Consider the following 19551-nt stretch of genomic DNA (forward strand, 5'->3'; position numbering starts at 1 on the left):
AACGGTTTGCGCAGACTGGTTTAGCTGTCGGCGTGAAGCGGAGTAGACAGATCCGCAGAATCCTCTGCTTGATCTGGATTTCCCTGTGCGCTTAGCTGCGCAAATCGTTCGTCGCGCTCGTCAAGTTCCTCGCGCAGGTCGTTAAGCATATCGCGCAGTTCCGAGCGTACGAAGTCGCGCGTTGCCACGTCTTGTAGCGCAAGGCGAAGACCAGCAATTTCGCGGGTCAGATACTCGGTGTCGGCAAGGTTGCGTTCCGCGCGTTGACGATCTTGTTCTGCCTGGACGCGGTCACGATCATCTTGACGGTTCTGTGCAAGAAGGATCAGAGGTGCCGAATATGAAGCCTGGGTTGAGAAAGCGAGGTTCAGCAAAATAAAGGGGTAAGGATCCCACGCGTACTTTTCTGAGACCTTGTAAAGGAGGACGTTCGCGGCAATCCACGAGACGACGAAAATCGTCATGTAGAGGATGAACTTCGGCGAACCCATGAAGCGGGCCGTGGCCTCGGCAAACTGGCCGAAACCATCGCCAGAGGAACGGCGGCGAAAAAGTTTAAACTTCCGCTCGCTCGGGGTATCAAGACGATCAGCCATCAATACTCCTTGCCATTACTCGGTCGGTGACATCATCATCCCAGTCGCGCCAGTCGCGGGGGAGAAGCTCATCCAAGACGTCGTCAACAGACACAGCACCCAAGAGATGACCATCTTCATCGACAACGGGAAGAACTGTCAGGTTGTATGTCGCCAGCAGACGCGTCACAGTCGCGACGTGAGCGTCGGGGGAGAGCCTGTCGAGGTCGGTGTCCATGATGGTCCCCACAAGCGTATTGGGGGGTTCGCGAAGTGCGCGCTGGAAATGGACAGCACCTAAGTATTGACCCGTCGGGGTTTCCAAGGGCGGTCGTGCGATAAAAGCAGCTGCGGCCAAAGAAACCGGAAGGTCGGAACGACGAATAGAAGCGAGCATCTGAGCCACAGTCGCATCGGGGGCTAAGATGACCGGTTCGGTGGTCATCAAGGAACCGGCTGTTGATTCCTTGTAGGCCATGAGTCGACGAACGTCTGCAGCTTCATCGGGCTCCATCAAGGACAGCAGAGACTGTGCTGTTTCAACGGGAAGCTCAGACATGAGGTCAGCCGCGTCGTCTGGCTGCATCGCGTCCAAAACGTCCGCAGCGCGCTTGGATTCCAGTTGAGAAACGATCGACACGCGGTCGTCTTCGCCCAGCTCTTCCAGCACGTCTGCAAGACGTGAGTCGGGGAGCTCCGTTGCGACGGCCAGCTGTCGTTCTGTAGGAAGGTCGTGGATGAAGTCTGCGAGGTCCGCTGCCTTCATGTCTTCCGTGTGTTGAATCAGAGCGGTCGCCGCTTGGTTTGAATCGGTCTTGAGCAGTGAAGAGACCTCATCGATGCGAACCGTCATGGTTGTTCCACCGCGTTTGAAGCCCAAAGTTGTTGTGCGAACGCGCTGGACGTGCAGAGTGGAGATGATCCAGTCACGAGGCCGGCGTTGCTGCATGGCGACGTCAAGGATCTTCACAACGCCGCTTCCGTCATTCATTGTGACTTCGCGATCGAAAAGCTCAGTGATGACAAGCGTTTCAACGGGGCGTTGGTTGAAAGACCGAATATTGAGCAGTCCAGTTGTGATGACGGAACCGGATTCAATTGCCGTCACACGAGTAAAGGGCAGAAACACGCGTTTTCGGGGGCCAACCTCGACGACAAAGCCGATGACGTTGGCGGTCGAATTCAGGCGAAATGTCACGACGACGTCGTGAATGACACCGACTTTCTCGCCCAGCGGGTCAAAGACGGAGGTACCGGCAAGCTTGCCGATGTAGATTCGGCGTCCGGTTGTTCCGACGTTCATAGGTGCACTGCTCACCCGGCCAGTTTATCCCCAGAGCGAACTTCTTACCCGCCCACGGCAGGGAAGTTCTCGCTACGATGGCAGAATACGAAAGGGAAAAGTATGAGCGTACCTGTGAGCGGAACCCGGCGGACCCGTGGGGGTGGAAGCCTGCCTGACGGCACCGAAGTTGCTTCCTATGCCTCTTACGATCAGGCTTTGGCAGCGCTTGAGGTCTTGTCCAACAATGACTTTGAGGTTGAGAACGTCAGCGTGGTTGGTACCGACCTCTATTCGGTTGAGCGAATTATCGGGCGTGTGACTTGGGCTCGAGCGGTTTCCCAGGCGGTGATGAACGGCGCGCTCTGGGGCGCCATGATCGGCATCGTACTCTCTGTCAATCAAGGAAACACAATGGTCTGGGTGGGTGCCTGCATGTTGGCGGGTGCCCTGATCACATCTTGCTTAAGCACTGCAATGTTCTTGATCCGCCGGCGCCGAGGGGACTTTTATTCTCAGTCCCAGGTAGTCGCTGGTCGCTATGCGGTGATCATTTCGAAGGCTGCCGGTAGTGATCGCATTCGTGAAGCTTTCGATCTTCTCCAGAAGACCGAAGGTAATCAGATGCGCCCGCGTCGAGTTCGCCCGGTACGAGAAAGCAGTGGCCCGACTGAGTACGGCTCGCGTCCCGATGAGAAGCCTCGTTTTGGAGTGCGTTTGTCGCAACTGTCAGAAACTGATGCCAGCGCTGCCGGCACGGAACAACGCGACGACGAAAGCTCGCAAACCGATCCACAGAACTGACGTATATACGCGAAGTGGCCTCGTCCCGACTGGGACGAGGCCACTTGTGCATTCAAACTTATGCGCGTCCCTGAACACTGGCAATCCACGCCTCAACATCGGCAATGGTTCGCGGGATGTCTTCTGAGATTCGGGTGACGCTGCCATCAGCGTTCACCAAAACGTCATCCTCAATGCGCACGCCAATTCCGCGGAATTCCTCGGGGATGGCCATGTCATCGGCGCGGAAGTACAAACCGGGTTCGATGGTGAAGCACATTCCTGGCTCCAACAGCGCATCCTGGTACATTTCGCGACGCGCCTGAGCACAGTCATGAACATCCAGACCCAGGTGGTGGCTGGTTCCGTGAGGCATCCAGCGGCGGTGTTGCTGGCCGTTGGGAGAAAGCGATTCCTCTGCGCTGACGGGCAGCAGGCCCCATTCTTCCAGGCGTGCGGCAATAACCTTCATAGCGGCATCGTGAACATCGCGGAAGCGGGTTCCCGGCTGGTTCGCGCGTTCAAGTGCGGCCTCACAGGCATCCAAAACTGCCTGGTAAACCTTCGCCTGAGTGGGGGAGAAGGTTCCATTGACGGGGAGCGTGCGGGTGATGTCTGCGGTGTAGAGCGAATCAACCTCAACACCGGCATCGACCAAAACCAGGTCGCCGTCGTTCACCGGACCATCGTTATCGATCCAGTGCAGAGTATTTGCGTGGTTGCCCGAGGCGGCGATGGTGTCATAGCCTAGGCCGTTTCCTTCTTCGCGGGCTACCGCTCCAAAGGCGCCCTCAATGACGCGTTCGCCACGGCGGTGACCAATGGCTCGAGGCAGTGAACGAAGGATATCTTCGAATCCAGTCTTTGTGATCTCGACTGCGCGTTGCAGTTCGGAGATCTCAAACTCGTCCTTGCACAGACGGATTTCTGACAGGCGCTCTTCCAAAGCATCATCGGTTTCGGCCGCGTCGCCACCAAAAGGCAGGCCTGCCTGCATGCGCACCTCGTTGACCATGGCTTCCACGGCCTCGTCGACATTGCGAACCACGCGCAAACGAACGATTCCCGCATCCTTGGCCAGAGCATCGCGAAGAGTATCAATGTGCTCGCAACGCAAACCGGTTTCGGCTGAAACTTCCTCGAGGGATGGGCGGGCACCCACCCAAAACTCGCCGTAGCGCGAGTCGGAGTAGAACTCTTGGGAAGAACGGGAAGTGCGGGGCTTGAAGTACAGCACTGCCTCGTGACCGCCTTCGGGAAGGGGTTCAAGGACAATCACTGAATCGGGTTCGCGTTCTTGTCCAAGGCCAGACAGGTGAGCGAAGGCCGAGTACGCGCGGAAACGGTATGTGCAGTCGTTGGAACGAACCTTGTAGGAACCTGCGGGGATGACCAGTCGTTCCCCGCTGAAAGGCTCTCCGGCTGCAGTTGCGCGCGCGGGAAGGTAGTCGGCAACGGCCGATCGAGTAATACCCGGATCAGGACGCGGCCCCCATTGGGAGCCCATGAATTCTCGGAATGCATCTGAGGATGGACGGCGCGAGCGATTATTCACGCGCTCAGCCAAAGAATCGGGTGCTTCTTCCGCGGAGGTTGTTTCAGTCGTAGTCATAGTGTCATGGTCTCACTTTCCCTGTGCGGCGTGCTACGTGGACCGTATTCTAAATACATGACCAGGATCGATCTTCATACACACAGTGCGTATTCGGACGGAACTGATACTCCCGCCGAACTCATGGAGAAGGCATGTCAGGCACATTTGGATGTCGTGGGGCTGACCGACCACGACACCTACGCTGGTTGGGACGAGGCCGCAGCGTGCGTTGAGCGAACTGGGGTGTCCTTGGTGCGTGGGGTGGAGTTGTCTTGTGCGCGTGAGGGGATCACTGTTCACCTTCTGGGATACCTTCCCGATCCCACGAACGAGGCCCTGCTTGCAGTGCAGCGTCGAGCGACTGAGTCGCGTCTCACTCGCGCGCAAAAAATTGTTGAACGCCTCGCAGAAGACTACTCAATCACGTGGGAGCAAGTGCGTGCTCTTGCTCCTGAAGATGGACCGGTTGGGCGTCCACATATTGCGGATGCCTTGGTTGAAATAGGCGCTTTTCCTGATCGCAGTGCCGTTTTTACTCAGACTCTGCATCCTTCTAGTAAGTATTACGTCATGCACTGGGCACCCGACCCCGTCGATGCTGTGGAGCTGGTTCGAGCCGCCGGGGGAATCCCTGTGCTGGCTCATCCACGCGCGCGGGCTCGCCAAAGGCTTCTGCCAGAGGAAGTCATTGATATGATGAAGGACGCGGGCCTGTTCGGGATTGAGCGCGATCATCGTGATCATGCCGAAGAGGATCGAGCCGATGTGGAGCGGATCGCACGCCGTTTGAAGCTGGAAGTATTTGGTTCCTCCGACTATCACGGCTTAGGAAAGCCGAATCAACTTGGTGAAAACCTAACGGATCAGTCGGTGCTGAACAAACTTGAAGAGGAAGCGTTTTTAGAGGTCCTGCACCCATGAGTATCGGTTCTGTTGTGGACATTACGGTCTTGTTGACGACTTTTGCGACACTGATCGTCATTTTGGACCCTATGGGCTTGATGCCTGTCTTCTTGGGGTTAACCTCTAAGCTGTCGCGCACTGCTCAGCGTAAAGCGGCTTTCCAAGCGTCGCTGGTGTCTTTCGGAGTCATTCTCACTTTCGCTTTCCTTGGGCAGCAGATTTTGCGCGCACTCCATATTTCAATGGAATCTTTGAAACTTTCCGGTGGCGTGCTGTTGTTCTTGGTGGCGATGGAATTGTTGACCTCCAGCGACATGGAGCAGCCCGATACCGGTGATGACGCAGTGAATGTTGCCTTGGTTCCGCTGGGGATTCCGCTGCTTGCGGGTCCTGGTGCGATTGTTGCTGTGATGGTGTCGATGGCACAGGCCCACACAGTTGGTTCCATTGTTGGCGTTGTCGGTGCTGTCGTTGCAACCCACGTGGTGATTTGGCTGTCGATGCGTTTCGCTTTGGAGCTTTCACGCTTCCTGGGAACGGGCGGCATTATGTTGCTCACGAAGATTTCCGGTGTGCTTTTGGCCGCTATTGCAACTGAACTGGTCATGGGTGGTGTTTTCGACTTTATTAAGAACGCTGGAATCGTTCAGTAGCCAGGTTGACAGTCCGTCATCTTTTTTATCTCGCCCCGCTTTATGGGGCTACAGTAGGCTTAGTCCAGTGCTACCGGTAGTGCTGAGTCAATCGCAAGGAGAGATTTTATGAGCCGGTCCCTAGAGGAACAGCTGAAGTCCCAGGTACGCGCAGTGTCCGGACGCCCAGAACGCGTCTCGACTGAGATGGAAGCGTGGCAGGGCCTTTCGGCGGCAATCATTGATCGTATTGCTGATCGCTGGCATGCAACTGAGCGCACCTACGCAGTGGGCCGTATGGAACACTACTTCTCCGCAGAGTTCCTCATGGGACGTGCGTTGCTTAATAACCTCTCCAACCTTGGCATGGTTGACGAGGCCCGCGAGGCCTTGGCTGCACTGGACAAGGATCTGTCCGTGGTTCTGGAAGAAGAACCCGATGCCGCTTTGGGTAATGGTGGTCTTGGTCGTCTGGCAGCGTGCTTCCTTGATTCTTGCGCGACCTTGGACCTGCCCGTTGCTGGTTACGGCATCTTGTACCGCTACGGATTGTTCAAGCAGCTCTTCGACAATGGTTTCCAGACCGAGCACCCTGATCCTTGGATGGAAGAGGGCTACCCCTTCGTTATTCGTCGTGAAGAGGAACAGCGCATTGTTCGCTACGCGGACCTGACCGTTCGCGCGATTCCTTATGACATGCCGATTACCGGTTATGGCACCCAGAACGTCAATACGTTGCGTCTGTGGAAGGCCGAGCCCATGGAAGAGTTCGACTACGATGCGTTCAATTCACAGCGCTTTACTGATGCGATTGTCGACCGCGAGCGCACCATGGATATCTCGCGTGTTCTTTACCCGAACGACACGACCTTTGAAGGCAAGGTTCTGCGTGTTCGTCAGCAGTACTTCTTCTGCTCTGCGTCGCTGCAGGCCATCGTTGATAACTACGTTGCTGAGCACGGTTCGGACCTGCGCGGTTTTGCTGAATACAACGCCATCCAGCTCAATGACACCCACCCGGTTCTGGCCATTCCCGAACTCATGCGCATCCTGATGGATGAGCATGGCCTGGGTTGGGAAGATGCCTGGGATGTTGTTTCGCGTACCTTTGCGTACACCAACCACACGGTTTTGGCTGAGGCTCTGGAGACCTGGGATATTCACATCTTCGATCGTCTCTTCCCGCGTATTTCTGAAATCGTTCGAGAGATCGATCGTCGCTTCCGCATCGACATGTCCGAGCGCGGTGTTGATGGCGCAACCATCGACTACATGGCCCCCGTCTCGGGCAATACTGTCCGCATGGCGTGGATCGCCTGCTATGCCTCGTACTCGAGCAACGGCGTGGCCGCGCTGCACACTGAAATCATTAAGCGTGAGACTCTCAAAGAGTGGTACGCGATTTGGCCTGAGCGCTTCAACAATAAGACCAATGGTGTGACTCCGCGTCGTTGGCTCAAGCAGTGCAACCCCCGTTTGGCAACGCTTCTGGATGAAGTGACCGGCTCGGATCGCTGGGTGACTGACCTTGATGCGCTTTCTGAGTACACGGGTGCTGGTAACTCGGAGCTTTATGCTCGCTTGGCTCAGATTAAGCATGCGAATAAGGTTGACTTTGCTGCATGGATCAAGGACCGCGAGGGTGTTGAGATCGATCCAGATGCAATCTACGACGTTCAGATCAAGCGTCTGCACGAGTACAAGCGTCAGCTGCTTAATGCGTTCTACGTCTTGGATCTGTACTTCCGCATCAAGGACAATCCGGCTTTGGACGTCCCCAAGCGCGTGTTCGTCTTTGGTGCGAAGGCTGCCCCCGGCTACATTCGCGCGAAGGCAGTTATTAAGCTGATTAACACCATTGCCGACCTGGTCAACAACGATCCGGATATCAATGGCCGCATCAAGGTTGTTTTCGTTCACAACTACAATGTCTCGCCCGCCGAACACATCATTCCTGCTGCGGATATTTCCGAGCAGATTTCGATGGCTGGTAAGGAAGCTTCCGGCACCTCGAACATGAAGTTCATGATGAACGGTGCGCTGACCTTGGGAACCTTGGACGGTGCGAACGTTGAGATTCTCGAGGCCGTGGGGGAGGAGAATGCCTATATCTTCGGTGCGACCGATGATGAGCTTCCCGAACTGCGTCGCCACTACGATCCTCGTTGGCACTACGAGAACGTGCCTGGCTTGAAGCGCGTGATCGACGCTTTGACCGATGGCACCTTGGATGACTCCAACTCCGGTTGGTTCCATGATCTGCGTTGGTCGCTTCTGGAATCGGGCTATGAGCCCGCTGACGTCTACTACGTCTTGGGTGACTTCGCTTCTTACCGTGAGACGAAGGATCGCATGGCTCAGGATTACCGCGATCAGGAAGCCTGGTCGCGCAAGGCGTGGATCAATATCACGCGTTCCGGTCGTTTCTCCTCTGACCGTACGATTAGTGATTACGCTCGCGAGGTGTGGCACATCGATGCTCAGCCGATTGCGTGAACGCGTAATAGGCGGCCTTTGAGAGGCTGAATGCGTGGCTTAATGCCGTAACGCCCCGTTGGGAAATCCCAACGGGGCGTTTACTGTTGTTCGTTTTCTGAGCAAACTGTATTACTGTGTTGACACAGTTTCGATAGTGTGGCACTGTATTAGTGTATTAATACAGATAGACAGGAGGGATACATCGATGCGCATCGATGACACCCGTCCAATCTGGATCCAATTAGCTGATTCATTCCGCGGTCGTATTACCGACGGTACGTGGAAACCTGGCGAAAAGATCCCCTCCGTGCGTGATCTTGCGATCGAGGCAGGCACGAATCCCAATACCGTTCAGCGAGCTCTGAGTGCACTTGACGAAGAAGGGTTGACGGTCCCGAAGCGGACCGCAGGACGCTTTGTCGCAACTGATGAGAACGCTCTGCATGCTCTGCGGAAGAACGACGCGCATCTTGCGGCAGATGCCTACATTCGCGCATGTCGTTCACTGGGAATCGATTTAGAAGGTGCCCAGGCTTTGATCGATCAACGTTGGGATACCACGGAGAAGTAGCCAAGGAGGCAAACTCATGACCACACAAACTGAGCGCGGAACGTGTACGGGGCAAGGCCTCGTCCACTTTGAGCACCTCACGAAGCATTACCGGAAAACGCCGGCTCTACGGGACTATTCGCTGTCACTGGATGCCGGGCACATCGTCGGTCTGATGGGTCCCAACGGATGTGGGAAAACGACGCTGCTGAAAATCCTTGCAGGCGTATTGAATGATTACCAAGGGCAGGTGAGTATCGATGGGCACAAACCTGGAATCGATACAAAAGCCATCGTGTCCTACTTGCCTTCGGCAGCATTCCTTAACGGCGAATGGACCGTGGAGCGTGCGATTAACATCTACTCGCGTTTCTTTGCTGATTTTGAACCGGAAAGAGCGCGAACCATGGTTGATTTCTTTGAGCTCCCCGAGGGACGGCCGCTCAGTGAGATGAGTAAGGGAATGGGGGAGAAGCTTCAAATCAGCCTGATCATGGCACGCAAAGCGAAGCTCTTCTTGTTGGATGAGCCGATCAGTGGAGTAGACCCGGCAACACGCGACATTATCCTCGAGGGTATTTTGCGTGAGTTTGATCCCGAGTCGCTGCTCATTATGTCAACCCACCTGATTTCGGATATTGAGCATTTCGTTGACTATGCGCTCTTCATGAAGGAAGGGCAAGTTCTCCTACAAGGCGACGCCGATGACCTGCGCGCTACGCACGGTGATTCGCTCGACGCTATCTTCCGGAAGGAGTACCGCTGATGTTTGGGAAAATGCTGTCTTATGAAATCGGTAGTCGCATGCGCGCTGATCTTCGCGAAATGGGGACTGTGCTTGCGATCCTTGTTGTGACGGTCGGTGTCGTTGCAAGCGGAGTCCCGGGACTGAGTGGGACGATGACCATGTTTGGCTACCTGATGTGCGTAGCGATTCCTGTGGGGATAGCGATCAGCGGAATGAGTGACTACTGGAAGACTCTGTATGGACAACGGGGGTACTTCACCATGACCCTGCCCGTGTCAGGTGCCGTGATCTACTGGGCAAAAGTCAGTCGAATGATCATTGAATTCCTCGTCGCACTTGCCATAGCTATTGGCGGAGGCATTGCAGTTGCGTGGGCGGCGGCATGGAGTCAGGGCGTCACTCTCGCCGACTACACTGCTGGTCCGCGTTCGCTATTTGCGACTTTTTCGACTCTGGTGCTTGTGGTTCTATTTATTGCTTGGATCGTTTCGTGTATTGCGCTGATTCTTCAGGTCTGTGCGGTCATGACTCTTGCAGCCGAAGGACGCTTCAACCACATGGGCTTCGGTGCGGTGGCTATTGGATTGGTCCTGCTCTACATCATTGACCAGGTTTTGAGCGGAGTCGGAACGTTCTTCATGCCCTTCTCGATGACTCCCGACGGCCATTTCAGTACCGAGGTTATGTGGACGTCATATCGAGCGACTTTGGGAACTGATGGATATCCGAATGTTTGGGGAATGGGCGCGTGCATTTTGGTCCCTATCTTTGCGCTATTCCTAGCAGCCTGGGCATCACGCTCGATTGAAAAGCGAACCTCATTGCGTTAAAAGAGCTGGCCAATAAGCGGTATGCGGCCCGGGACGCATTCACGTGCGCCCCGGGCGCAGCTGTATTCTGTCAGAGTTATCTGCTTGTGTGACAGGAAAAACCCATGCTCTTCGCGACTTTTATTTCATCTTTCGTTCAGTTGGGAATTGCTCTGCTGATTCCAGCGATTTGGTGGGCGGTGACAACTAAGCGTCGCTTGGAATTTGCGACCTGGATTGGTCTTTATGTTCCGACCTGGAAAGTTGGTCCTGTTCAGCGCGTTTCGCAGAAACAACTAGGAATTGCATTGGTCTGCTGGGTCGCTGTCTCACTGGCGTCACTTCGGATTGCAAGCTCGGTATGGGGTGCTCTGGCGACCTCGCGATTTATGGGTGCCGGACTTCTTGCAGTCGTCCCGATCCTTCTCTATGCCTTTATTCAGACCGGATTGGCTGAGGAACTTTTCTTCCGGGGCTTCTTAGCTAAGCGCCTATGTGCGTCCTTTGGTTTTTCCCTTGGAAACGCCATTCAAGCCACTGTGTTTGCTCTTCTTCACTTGCTGTTGTTTATCAACTATCTCCCCGTATTGAGTCTTGTCGCAATCACGGTCCTTACTGGAATCAATGGCTGGATTATGGGGTGGCTGAACGAACAAGCGGCGGGTGGTTCTGTGATCCCTAGTTGGTTGCTGCACTCGTTGGCAAATCTCCTAGTTGCTCTGGGAATGGCCTTTAACGTGATGTGAAACCTGCTTGTAGGGAGTGGAAATAAGTGTGCTTTCTAGCTCACGCCTCCCGTTGGGGCTCGGCAAATAAAAACGTATAAACTATGTTTTATTAGAAGCTGATGCTCAGGCGCTTCATTCAGTCGCCGAGCCCCACGAAAGGGATCTCATGATCGAACCTAATTCCGACCTGCCCGAATTCGAACTTCGTGATGTTTCTGCCGAAAAGGCTCAGGAGCCTGCTCAGTCCGGTGGATGCGGTTGCGGTTGCGATCACGGTGCTCAGCTTCCGCGCTTGGATGCACGTCCCTTCCCGCCTCGCTTGCGTCACCCCGCAATCCTGGGTGCCGTTTCTTCTTTGAACGTTGGCGAGGCCATGGAGCTGGTCGCACCTCACGTGCCCACCCCGCTTCTCAACCAGATCGATATGACGCTGGAAGGCGAGTTTGCCTACGAACTGGTTGCCGTCAGTGATGAAGGCGCGATCGTTAAAATCTCCCGCGTTGGCTGATCAGGAGATATAGACTGCTCACCTTGAGAGCTTGCGTTCATTCATTAGTACGGGATCGCGCGGGTTCATAGGGGAGTTGAAGCGTCCGGTAGTGGAAATACTGCCGGACGTTTGTTTATGTCATCTACTTGTTAGTTCGTTGGTCCATCAGTTCGTCTTTGGCGCAGAGTTGTAGCGGAGGTAGTGGAAACTTTTGGTTCAAATTGTGCGTTGCATTCAGCGAACCATGTGAGAAGAGAACTGCAGTGCCGCTTAGATCTAGAATCTGTGTATGAGTGTTCAGAGTCGACGCGAACCAAACAAGCTATTTACCGCTACTGTCTACGGGTTTATCTGGGTCGGTTTGTTGGCCCTTATCATTTGCTGTGTTTGGGGAACACTTGCAGAGATTAGGACTCAGGCGATCGAGGGTACTGAACGTTTATATATCTTCTGGTATCTTTTACCCCTATTTATTCCCGCGGTTATTGCAGTTTGCAGGATGGGAGGGATCGAGGCGTCGAAGCGGCTGTATCTAACAGTTCTGTTGGTAAATTTTACCGTTCTTCTGGGGGTATTCAGGGTCGTATTAGACCTTGCGGGTGAGAATGGTTTAGCCTTCTTTCTCGGTAATCCGGGACCTGGAGTTATTTCCTCCTATGAAGCATTTTTTATTTGGCTGCTTTTCTTCTTGGGTGCGATACTTCAGATGCTGTCGGTGATGAATGATGGACACCAGAGTAAACTTCGTTCCGGTGTCGGCGGCATACTCGTCATCATCGGTATTTTTCTACCGAACACGCTCAACTCATATGCGCTATTACGAGCAACGTGCACGGGGCCGCTACCTAATGCGCAATGCGAAGAGCGAGCAATTGAAATGATCCTGGTGTTCACAATGGCCATTGCGTTTTCGGCGGCGCTAGCAGTTCTATTTTTCTTTACGATGCTCTCGCCTACACTTGAGCGTCTCATTGGTTCGGTCACCGGTGATGGTACTAATGCGAGAGAACCTGGATCGCTTCCAGATTCTCTGAAAGGCGCTCAGAATCAGCAAAATCTGCCAGGACAAGAGCTAGAAACTGCAGCGCCACCTTCCTCTGTTGAGCCAATGCCACCTGTAGCGCAGCGTCATAACCCTTGTGGAAGCTTTGCGGCTGCTGTCCTGGGCGGAGCTGTCGTTTGGATAATCCAGGCGATTGGAGAACGAGCGACCAAAGGTCGATAAGTCGCTTGTATGCGCTTGGAGTGCATTCTGAATAGAGGTGTGAACCAAGACGCTATTCTTGAAGAATAACCTTCACTTGGAGGCCGGTATGCGCAAAACTCTCCCCGACGACATTAAAGAGATCCTTGTAAGCGGGGACGTCGAGGCCGTGGCTGAGGCAGTGAAAAACTGTGAGATCGGTGCATACCTGCGGAGCGAATACGGAAAGCCCAAGCTCTTGCACCTCCTCTGCTCGCAAGAGCTCGTCGAGTTCTTGGTCGCTCGAGGCGAGGACATCAACTGTCGCAATGAACGCGGACAAACCCCCATTCACTGCCGCGTCAAGCAACGTCGACCCGATCTGATCCCCGGTCTGCTTGCCCCTTGGCGGCGATATCAATGCCCGAGATAACACGGACCAAACTCCGTTGTTCGGCGCTGTCGAACGCCTAGACGCGCCCGAGGTAGAACAGATGATCCAATGGGGCGCTGACCCCACTCTTGATGCGCATTCAAAAATCTATGGGGACTACACGCTGACGAAGTATGCGCTGAGTTGGTATAACTTGTTTGATTCCCCCAGGATCCTGCGTGTTTTCAACGTCTTGCGTGCCCACGGTGCGCACCCAAGCGGCGAGGAATACAAAGCCCTTCAAGCCATGGATAAAGATCGCTGCTCGATCATCGCCCACAACCCTGAAGAGGCCAGTGGCCCCCGCTTCCTCGAAGCCGCGGAAGCCTTGCGACAGCTGTGCGAAATGTTCGGCGTCGCTCAGCAAGTTGCGCGTCCGGCACCAAACGTTGGAGAAAAGCTTGAGCTCGACTCCTCGAAGAGCTGGAAGAATCTTTCCAACGAACTCTGGGACTTGCTAGTTCCACTTGATAATCAGGCCGAGACACTTCAAGGCGAAGCCATCAGGATCACGGGTAAGGTCGCCTACGAGGTCTACGACAATGGCGGCATCGACTGGGGGTGTTCGTTTACGGTGCTGCTCAACCAGTATCTGCGTGTTGTCGCGTCCGGCGTTCCGCTGCTGCCCGACTCTGGCTCCCGCGCAGAGGCTGCCGTCGCCTCTCTCAAGTCTCGTTCGATGTCTCACTAGGCTGTCGACTACATCACGGAGCTGGCGGTTGCGTGGGTGCGCCTGAACCCGGTCCTGATGGAGGCGGATCTGCCCGACGTGGGGCGGTGAGCGGGCCTAGGTGTAAAGCTCGCCGCGATACACTGTGGAGATGGGTAAACGAATTTATGGTTGGCTGCGACAAAGGCCAGTGGCAGTCGTATATTGCGTGTCTTGGTGTCTCATACTATTCATGATCGCCTTACTCTTCGTTTGGACGCTGATGATCATCTCGGTTCAAGTTGACAAAGAGAATGTGTGGTCGGTTTGGGGAATTTATTGTGTTTCGTTAATACTTCTTATTTTTTATAATGGGCTCGGGCACATAATTTCTTGGAAACGAAAATCGTGGCGACAAAGCCGACCAATCCTGACAGTGCGGTTGATTATTATTGCTGCATTTTTGTTAGCTTATGCAGTTGTTGTTTGTCTTCCCAATGGTATTGGTGAGGGATTTTATGTTGGAGAGGGAGCCTCTGAGTCGGGGCTGGTGTCCACACAAGAGGTGTCTTTTGTAATGATGCTCTTTTATGTGGGAGCGTTGTTTCAATCTGTACTGATCGAGTTTGAGGGTAGACAAGAGGAAACGAATAAGGTTATCGGAGGTATCCTCATCATCATGGGCATTGTCATGCCTGAATTGCTTAAATCATGGTCTCTTCTCGGCGTGTATTGTGCTAGGAGTTGTACGTCGGATCAGCGTGGGGTCTTCGTCCTGTTTAAGATGGGTATTGGGTGGGCCGTCGGCCTATCTGTGATGTTTGTTGTTGGCTTGTTCTCGGAAACGATCATAGGGTTCATTCGCTCGTCTGAAGAAGGCATTAGCAATGCAACTCAAGAGTCTTCGCTCACTGACTCCCAAAACTCTGAGGTGCCCGTTTCTGCGAGTGAGAACGTTACTGCTTCTGACACGCAGAATGTCGGTCGTCGTTGAATCGACTCTTGCTTTGTCACTGATGCTATTGCTGAGCCCATAGCTAAGCTGTCGCAGACAGGGTTCGTGCCGTGCATGCTTCCCCAAAAATGCCGTATGCAATTCCCTTCTTGATGTTTCAGGTTTCGAAATCGGATCGTTGGAATTCCAAGGTTTTCTGGAGGTGTCTGGAGTGGCACCGGGGGGCAATTGCATGCGAGATTGTGGGGGAACTATGTCGCGTGCCCCCGAAGTGCTTGTTTGCTCGGGTGTTTGTTGTGCTGGCTGTGGTGGGTGTCGGCGTGATGAGTGCTTGTCTCGTGGTCGTGTTGGGCGCGTGTCTTTAGCTCGTGAATCGAGGAGCGTTCCCACATTGCGGCTGGTTGCTAAGTGATTTGACACCACTTAGCGGGGGCGCACCAGCCCGGAGGTGGTGTAATGCCCCTAACTGGTGTAGCGCTGCATGATCTGGGTTTGTGGAACTGGGGTAGGGATGTGGTCGTCCGTCAGATTCGCGATAAAGCTTGCTGTCGTGGGAGGCGGTGCACCCGATCCGTAGGCATTGCACCTCTTCTGATCGGGTGCAGTGCCACGTAACAAGTGCAGTGCGTATCGCGTCCAGAGCTCGCTGCACCCGTGTGAGCGGGCCGGAGCTACGTGCGTATGCGGCGTCGCAAGGTTTCGCCGGAGGAAAACAAACAGGGGGAGGGGCTCAAGCCTTTCGGCTCGGACCCCTCCTCATGTCGTATCAGCATGGTGTGAACACCATGTGAGCGCCGCAATGGCCGGCGTGCGCATCAGATGCGCAACGTGCTCGCTGGCGGGTCGGCTGTGCGTCAACCCGAGTGCCAGTGTCAGTAGTGCGCGGCGCTCAACCGCCTCACTCACTGCCCTTACGGCGGCGCACCCGCTTTCGTGGTGTGGGGGAGTGCTCGCCTCGGCCTCGGCCCTTGGTACCGCGGTCAGAGCGTCCCTGCTTTCCGGAATTCATTGTCTGATCGCCATCCTTGCGGGTACGGCGTCGGGTGCGGGTACGTTCGCCAGAAGTCGAACGCTCCCCGCGTCCTCCTGAGCGAGTGGACGAACGAGCACCGCGGCCTCGGCCTCGGCCACCACGCGAGGAACCACCCAAGTCCTCAATTTTCTCGGCGCTCAGCCCCTCGCGCGTACGCTGCGCGCGCGGAAGACGTCCTGTAACGTCCTCGGGAATATCCAAGTCCGTGTAGAGGTGCGGCGAGGTGTGGTAGGTCTCCAGGGGCTCGGGAACACCCAAGCCCAGAGCCTTCGAGATCAAAGACCAGCGCGGGACATCGTCCCAATCCACGAAGGTCACAGCTGTGCCGGAATTCCCCGCGCGACCGGTGCGGCCAATGCGGTGGATGTAGACCTTTTCATCCTCGGGGCATTGGTAGTTAATGACGTGGGTGACATCGTCAACGTCGATGCCTCGTGCGGCAACATCCGTTGCGACCAAAACATCGACCTTGCCATTGCGGAAGGCACGCAGAGCCTGCTCACGTGCACCCTGACCAAGATCGCCGTGAAGGGCGGCAACGGCAAAACCGCGCTCGGTGAGCTCATCGGCAACGCGCGCCGCCGCGCGCTTGGTGCGGCAGAAAATCACTGCACGACCGCGGCCTCGTGCCTGCAGAATGCGGGCGACGACCTCGGTCTTATTCATCGCGTGAGTGCGGTAAATGACCTGCTGGACCGTGTTGACGGTCTGACCCTGATCGTCGGGATCCTGCGCGCGGATGTGGGTCGGCTGAGTCATGAACTTGCGCGCCAGTGTGATCACCGGCCCGGGCATGGTTGCCGAGAAAAGCATCATGTGACGGTCCGCAGGAATGCGCGAAAGCAAGGTCTCCACGTCGGGGAGGAAGCCCAGGTCAAGCATCTCGTCGGCCTCGTCAAGGACAACGTTCTCTACACCGTTCAGGTGCAGCACACCTTGACGCAGCAGGTCAATCAGGCGCCCGGGGGTACCGACAACGATATCCGCTCCTCGCTTGAGCGCCTCAATCTGCGGTTCAAAAGCAACGCCGCCGTAGATGTCAACAATGCGCGTTGAGAGCTTAGAAGCCGCTGCACGCAGATCATCGGCCACCTGCTTAGTGAGCTCTCGGGTCGGCAAGATGATGAGGGCCTGAGGCATGTTCGGGTTGAGAAGATCTTCGTAACCTTCTTCATCCGGAGCAATGACATCTTCCAATACAGGGATGCCGAATCCCAGCGTCTTGCCGGTACCGGTCTTGGCCTGGCCAATAATGTCATGGCGATCCAGTGCAACGGGAAGAGTCAGCGCCTGGATAGGGAAGGGGTGGGTGATGCCTCGTTCTTCAAGCGCATCAACAATGGGGTCACTGACCCCGAAATCAGCGAAAGACTTCGCTTCGAATGTTTCATTTCCCGAGTTCGTAATATCGGGGGTGGTTTCATCTTCTTGGGTCGAGGGGGCTGTGATTGAGCCCAAACGTACGACGCCAGCAGAGTAGTCAGACGGTGAAGTCACGATCAACCTGTTCTGGGAAAAACCCGTTGGAAATTGCAGCCGATCGCGGTTCTTCTTCAAGGGGCGTAAGTGCCCGGGCAAAATATCTCACGTGCGATCGGTCAGCACTGTCATTTGTATTCTACGAGGTTGACGCGGATCGCTCGAGGAGGAACCCGTCACGTTTATCTGATGTAGTGTTAGTGCATGGAACGCACCTATGAACCTGTGCCGGATCGCGACGCTGACGTTGTCGGTCTGATCGCGTATTCGATTTTGGCTGCAATGACACGCTTGGCAAAGGACAGCGACCAGGCTCCGACTTTCGAGGCGAAGGTTGAGCATGCGCGCATGGCCACTCGAGTTTTCGATACCTATACCCAGGTCGAAACCTGGTGTCAGCATCGCGGTGTTGACTTAGCTGAGAAAGCTCAGGCTTTTGATGGGCTATATGACGATCTCGATGCCCGTACGCGACCGACGACCTGGTATGAGCGCACGGTTAAAACCTATGTGACCCTGGGAATCTTGGGTGGCCTGCTGCGTGAGATTGCGTCGCGTAAAAACCTGTTCCCGGAAGCAAAGTGGGATCTTGAGCAGGGGGAGTGGGAGCGCCAGAATTTGGCTCCGATTTTCGAGGCCGATGAGCAGCTTGCCGCTCGCCTGTCGTTGTGGGCGCGAAGGGTTGCTGGAGAGGTATTGGGATTGGTGCGCTCAACCCTGTTCATGCACCCTGAGTTATCGGATTCTCCCGAAGACGCAGATGCTATCGCTCAGACTTTGAGTGTTGAGCATGCGGAGCGCATGAAAGGAATCCACCTGCGCGGTTAGACGCAGGTGGATAATGTCAGCTAATTCGGCTTGCTTTTAGTGAATTGCAAAGCCGACGCGGTGCGTCTGCGGGGCAGTTACGCGCACGTAGGAAATCGCTTGGGCGGGAATAAGTGTCTTCTCTCCCTTGGTGTCCGTAAGGATCAGGGGAGTCTGCTCGCGTAGAGAATTAGTGACTTGTGCGAAGAGTTCGTCTTCGCTGAGGTCCAGTTCGATGTCGAGTTCGCGCGGGCTGGCGTTGATACCGATCGTGATGTTCACTGCGACTCCCAGATGTTGTGGATCGAATGGTCTTCTATGTCCCCATAGTACGTGCAGACGGGGGAGCGAGCCTGCTATTTCTGCAAGGGCGTAATTGTGGGGCAGTCGAAGCGTCGTCGCGGTCTAGTGTCTAAGTGGTTAGCATGTAGGGTTGTGTTGAAAATAGTGCGAGAAGCGGAAGCTATCGGGTTGTGTTGACGAGTTGTTTTGTGTTCTGGCGGTAAAGCTTAAAGTTGAATCTACTCGAAAGGTGAACGATGTCTTTTCCTCCTTATCCTCAGGAAATGCCCGTTGAGGGGGTTTATTCGACTGTTCCTCCTCAAGGACAATTTGGAGTAGCAACTGTAGTTAAACCCTTATCTCCCCTTGCTATCACCGCACTCGTGTTGGGAATTATTTCTCTTCTCCTGTCTTGGATTCCGATTCTTCACAAGCTAATTTTCATTCTGGCCCTTATTGCTACAGTCGTGGCGATTCTCGCTGTCGTTCAGACACGCCCGGATATGACTCACCGTGGCTCCGGTATCGCAATCACCTCACTGGTGATTTCGATTCTTGCCATTGTTGTTGTTTTTGGAAGCCAAGCTATGTATTCGAAGGCTAATGGTAAAGCCTTCGGGCCACCTTCTGTATCGTCTCGAGCTTCCAAAGGTGCGGCTACCTCGGATGTTGTTCAGCTGGAGAACGGTAAAGTCACGATTGAGGTGAAGAAGGTCGAGGAGTCGGTAGATGACCAGGAAGGTGAGCCAACGGTCGCTGTGACATTAAAGATCACAAATAATGACACAAGTAGTTTGAATCCTTTTGCATACTATGTTGAGGTATCCCAAAACAAGGCTGCGCTCGATAGTGCAGTTTATTCCGATAATCTAATGCCTGAGGGATACGAGCCTTTCACGGACTTGGAAGAGCTCCCAGCTGGTAAAAGCATGACCCTTGTGAAAGGGTATGTTCTTCGCGATGCAGCTGCTCCAGTTACGCTGATGATTGACAGCACTGTCCCTTCAACGAAGGCATTCAAAAAGGAATATTCACTTCAGTAAAGGGTTAATTTCCCACCTTGAGTAGGACTGCCAGGCTGTGCCCCCGAAGCCTTCGCTTCGGGGGCACATTTTTCTCAATTTCGATGTGAAGCCAAAAGTTGGCTCCAAATGCCGG

The 19551-nt window shown here is 54.7% G+C and carries 20 protein-coding genes; 15 read left to right on the plus strand and 5 right to left on the minus strand.

Translation table 11 applies throughout. From position 1 onward, the window contains the following. Positions 1 to 20 precede the first annotated feature (20 nt). Positions 21 to 596: a DUF1003 domain-containing protein gene (locus ADG72_RS05940; RefSeq protein WP_048713323.1), complete on the minus strand. Its 576-nt coding sequence runs from the start codon at positions 594 to 596 to the stop codon at positions 21 to 23. Continuing rightward, complete coding sequence (locus ADG72_RS05945) at positions 589 to 1878, minus strand: magnesium transporter MgtE N-terminal domain-containing protein (RefSeq protein WP_019127241.1); 1290 nt, start codon at positions 1876 to 1878, stop codon at positions 589 to 591. The genes ADG72_RS05940 and ADG72_RS05945 overlap by 8 nt, the downstream gene beginning before the upstream one ends. Positions 1879 to 1980: 102 nt before the next feature. Here ADG72_RS05945 and ADG72_RS05950 point away from each other — a divergent pair, with 102 nt between their 5' ends. After that, positions 1981 to 2661 carry a general stress protein gene (locus ADG72_RS05950; RefSeq protein ID WP_048713325.1) on the plus strand — a complete coding sequence of 227 codons (681 nt, stop codon included), beginning with the start codon at positions 1981 to 1983 and terminating at the stop codon, positions 2659 to 2661. A gap of 58 nt (positions 2662 to 2719) precedes the next feature. On the opposite strand, the gene ADG72_RS05955 is transcribed toward ADG72_RS05950, so the two are convergent. Beyond that, positions 2720 to 4252, minus strand: a complete 1533-nt coding sequence (locus tag ADG72_RS05955) for an aminopeptidase P family protein (RefSeq protein ID WP_048713326.1) — start codon at positions 4250 to 4252, stop codon at positions 2720 to 2722. 57 nt (positions 4253 to 4309) lie between these two features. On the opposite strand from ADG72_RS05955, the gene ADG72_RS05960 reads away from it, so the two are divergent. The 12 genes from ADG72_RS05960 to ADG72_RS06010 all read left to right on the plus strand — a co-directional run bounded on the left by ADG72_RS05960 (position 4310) and on the right by ADG72_RS06010 (position 14831). After that, the gene (locus ADG72_RS05960) at positions 4310 to 5155 is read left to right on the plus strand and encodes a PHP domain-containing protein (protein ID WP_048713329.1); all 846 of its coding nucleotides are present in this window, start codon (positions 4310 to 4312) and stop codon (positions 5153 to 5155) included. Continuing rightward, the gene (locus tag ADG72_RS05965; RefSeq protein WP_048713330.1) at positions 5152 to 5790 is read left to right on the plus strand and encodes a MarC family protein; all 639 of its coding nucleotides are present in this window, start codon (positions 5152 to 5154) and stop codon (positions 5788 to 5790) included. Before ADG72_RS05960 ends, ADG72_RS05965 begins: the two co-directional genes overlap by 4 nt. A 108-nt stretch (positions 5791 to 5898) precedes the next feature. Next, entirely contained in the window at positions 5899 to 8265 is a 2367-nt protein-coding gene (locus ADG72_RS05970) for a glycogen/starch/alpha-glucan phosphorylase (RefSeq protein ID WP_048713332.1), read from the plus strand. A gap of 187 nt (positions 8266 to 8452) precedes the next feature. Continuing rightward, positions 8453 to 8818, plus strand: a complete 366-nt coding sequence (locus ADG72_RS05975) for a GntR family transcriptional regulator (RefSeq protein WP_048713338.1) — start codon at positions 8453 to 8455, stop codon at positions 8816 to 8818. Positions 8819 to 8834: 16 nt separating this feature from the next. Next, on the plus strand, positions 8835 to 9563 hold the full coding sequence (locus ADG72_RS05980) for an ABC transporter ATP-binding protein (protein WP_048713340.1): 729 nt from the start codon (positions 8835 to 8837) through the stop codon (positions 9561 to 9563). Beyond that, positions 9563 to 10375 carry a hypothetical protein gene (locus ADG72_RS05985; RefSeq protein WP_048713341.1) on the plus strand — a complete coding sequence of 271 codons (813 nt, stop codon included), beginning with the start codon at positions 9563 to 9565 and terminating at the stop codon, positions 10373 to 10375. The genes ADG72_RS05980 and ADG72_RS05985 overlap by 1 nt, the downstream gene beginning before the upstream one ends. Before the next feature lie 104 nt (positions 10376 to 10479). After that, the gene (locus ADG72_RS05990) at positions 10480 to 11100 is read left to right on the plus strand and encodes a CPBP family intramembrane glutamic endopeptidase (protein ID WP_048713344.1); all 621 of its coding nucleotides are present in this window, start codon (positions 10480 to 10482) and stop codon (positions 11098 to 11100) included. A gap of 148 nt (positions 11101 to 11248) precedes the next feature. Continuing rightward, positions 11249 to 11590, plus strand: a complete 342-nt coding sequence (locus ADG72_RS05995) for a DUF2249 domain-containing protein (protein WP_034251332.1) — start codon at positions 11249 to 11251, stop codon at positions 11588 to 11590. Between the two features lie 271 nt (positions 11591 to 11861). Further along, on the plus strand, positions 11862 to 12797 hold the full coding sequence (locus ADG72_RS06000; protein ID WP_048713356.1) for a hypothetical protein: 936 nt from the start codon (positions 11862 to 11864) through the stop codon (positions 12795 to 12797). Positions 12798 to 12885: 88 nt separating this feature from the next. Continuing rightward, on the plus strand, positions 12886 to 13188 hold the full coding sequence (locus ADG72_RS08825; protein ID WP_239667681.1) for an ankyrin repeat domain-containing protein: 303 nt from the start codon (positions 12886 to 12888) through the stop codon (positions 13186 to 13188). A gap of 61 nt (positions 13189 to 13249) precedes the next feature. Beyond that, entirely contained in the window at positions 13250 to 13879 is a 630-nt protein-coding gene (locus tag ADG72_RS08830; protein WP_239667682.1) for a hypothetical protein, read from the plus strand. A 211-nt stretch (positions 13880 to 14090) separates the two neighbouring features. Continuing rightward, positions 14091 to 14831, plus strand: a complete 741-nt coding sequence (locus ADG72_RS06010; RefSeq protein WP_048713358.1) for a hypothetical protein — start codon at positions 14091 to 14093, stop codon at positions 14829 to 14831. A gap of 859 nt (positions 14832 to 15690) precedes the next feature. On the opposite strand, the gene ADG72_RS06015 is transcribed toward ADG72_RS06010, so the two are convergent. After that, on the minus strand, positions 15691 to 17322 hold the full coding sequence (locus tag ADG72_RS06015) for a DEAD/DEAH box helicase (RefSeq protein ID WP_239667683.1): 1632 nt from the start codon (positions 17320 to 17322) through the stop codon (positions 15691 to 15693). Positions 17323 to 17508: 186 nt separating this feature from the next. Here ADG72_RS06015 and ADG72_RS06020 point away from each other — a divergent pair, with 186 nt between their 5' ends. After that, a complete protein-coding gene (locus tag ADG72_RS06020) occupies positions 17509 to 18132 on the plus strand; it encodes a ferritin-like fold-containing protein (protein WP_009408228.1) in 624 nt (207 codons plus the stop codon). Between the two features lie 36 nt (positions 18133 to 18168). Here the strand turns inward: ADG72_RS06020 and ADG72_RS06025 are convergent, their stop codons facing one another. Next, on the minus strand, positions 18169 to 18393 hold the full coding sequence (locus tag ADG72_RS06025) for a DUF3107 domain-containing protein (RefSeq protein ID WP_048713362.1): 225 nt from the start codon (positions 18391 to 18393) through the stop codon (positions 18169 to 18171). A gap of 257 nt (positions 18394 to 18650) precedes the next feature. On the opposite strand from ADG72_RS06025, the gene ADG72_RS06030 reads away from it, so the two are divergent. Further along, positions 18651 to 19436, plus strand: a complete 786-nt coding sequence (locus ADG72_RS06030) for a DUF5067 domain-containing protein (RefSeq protein ID WP_048713365.1) — start codon at positions 18651 to 18653, stop codon at positions 19434 to 19436. Positions 19437 to 19551: the final 115 nt, after the last annotated feature.

The organism is Trueperella pyogenes, from assembly GCF_001070855.1.
Classification (GTDB): Bacteria; Actinomycetota; Actinomycetes; order Actinomycetales; family Actinomycetaceae; genus Pauljensenia; species Pauljensenia pyogenes_A.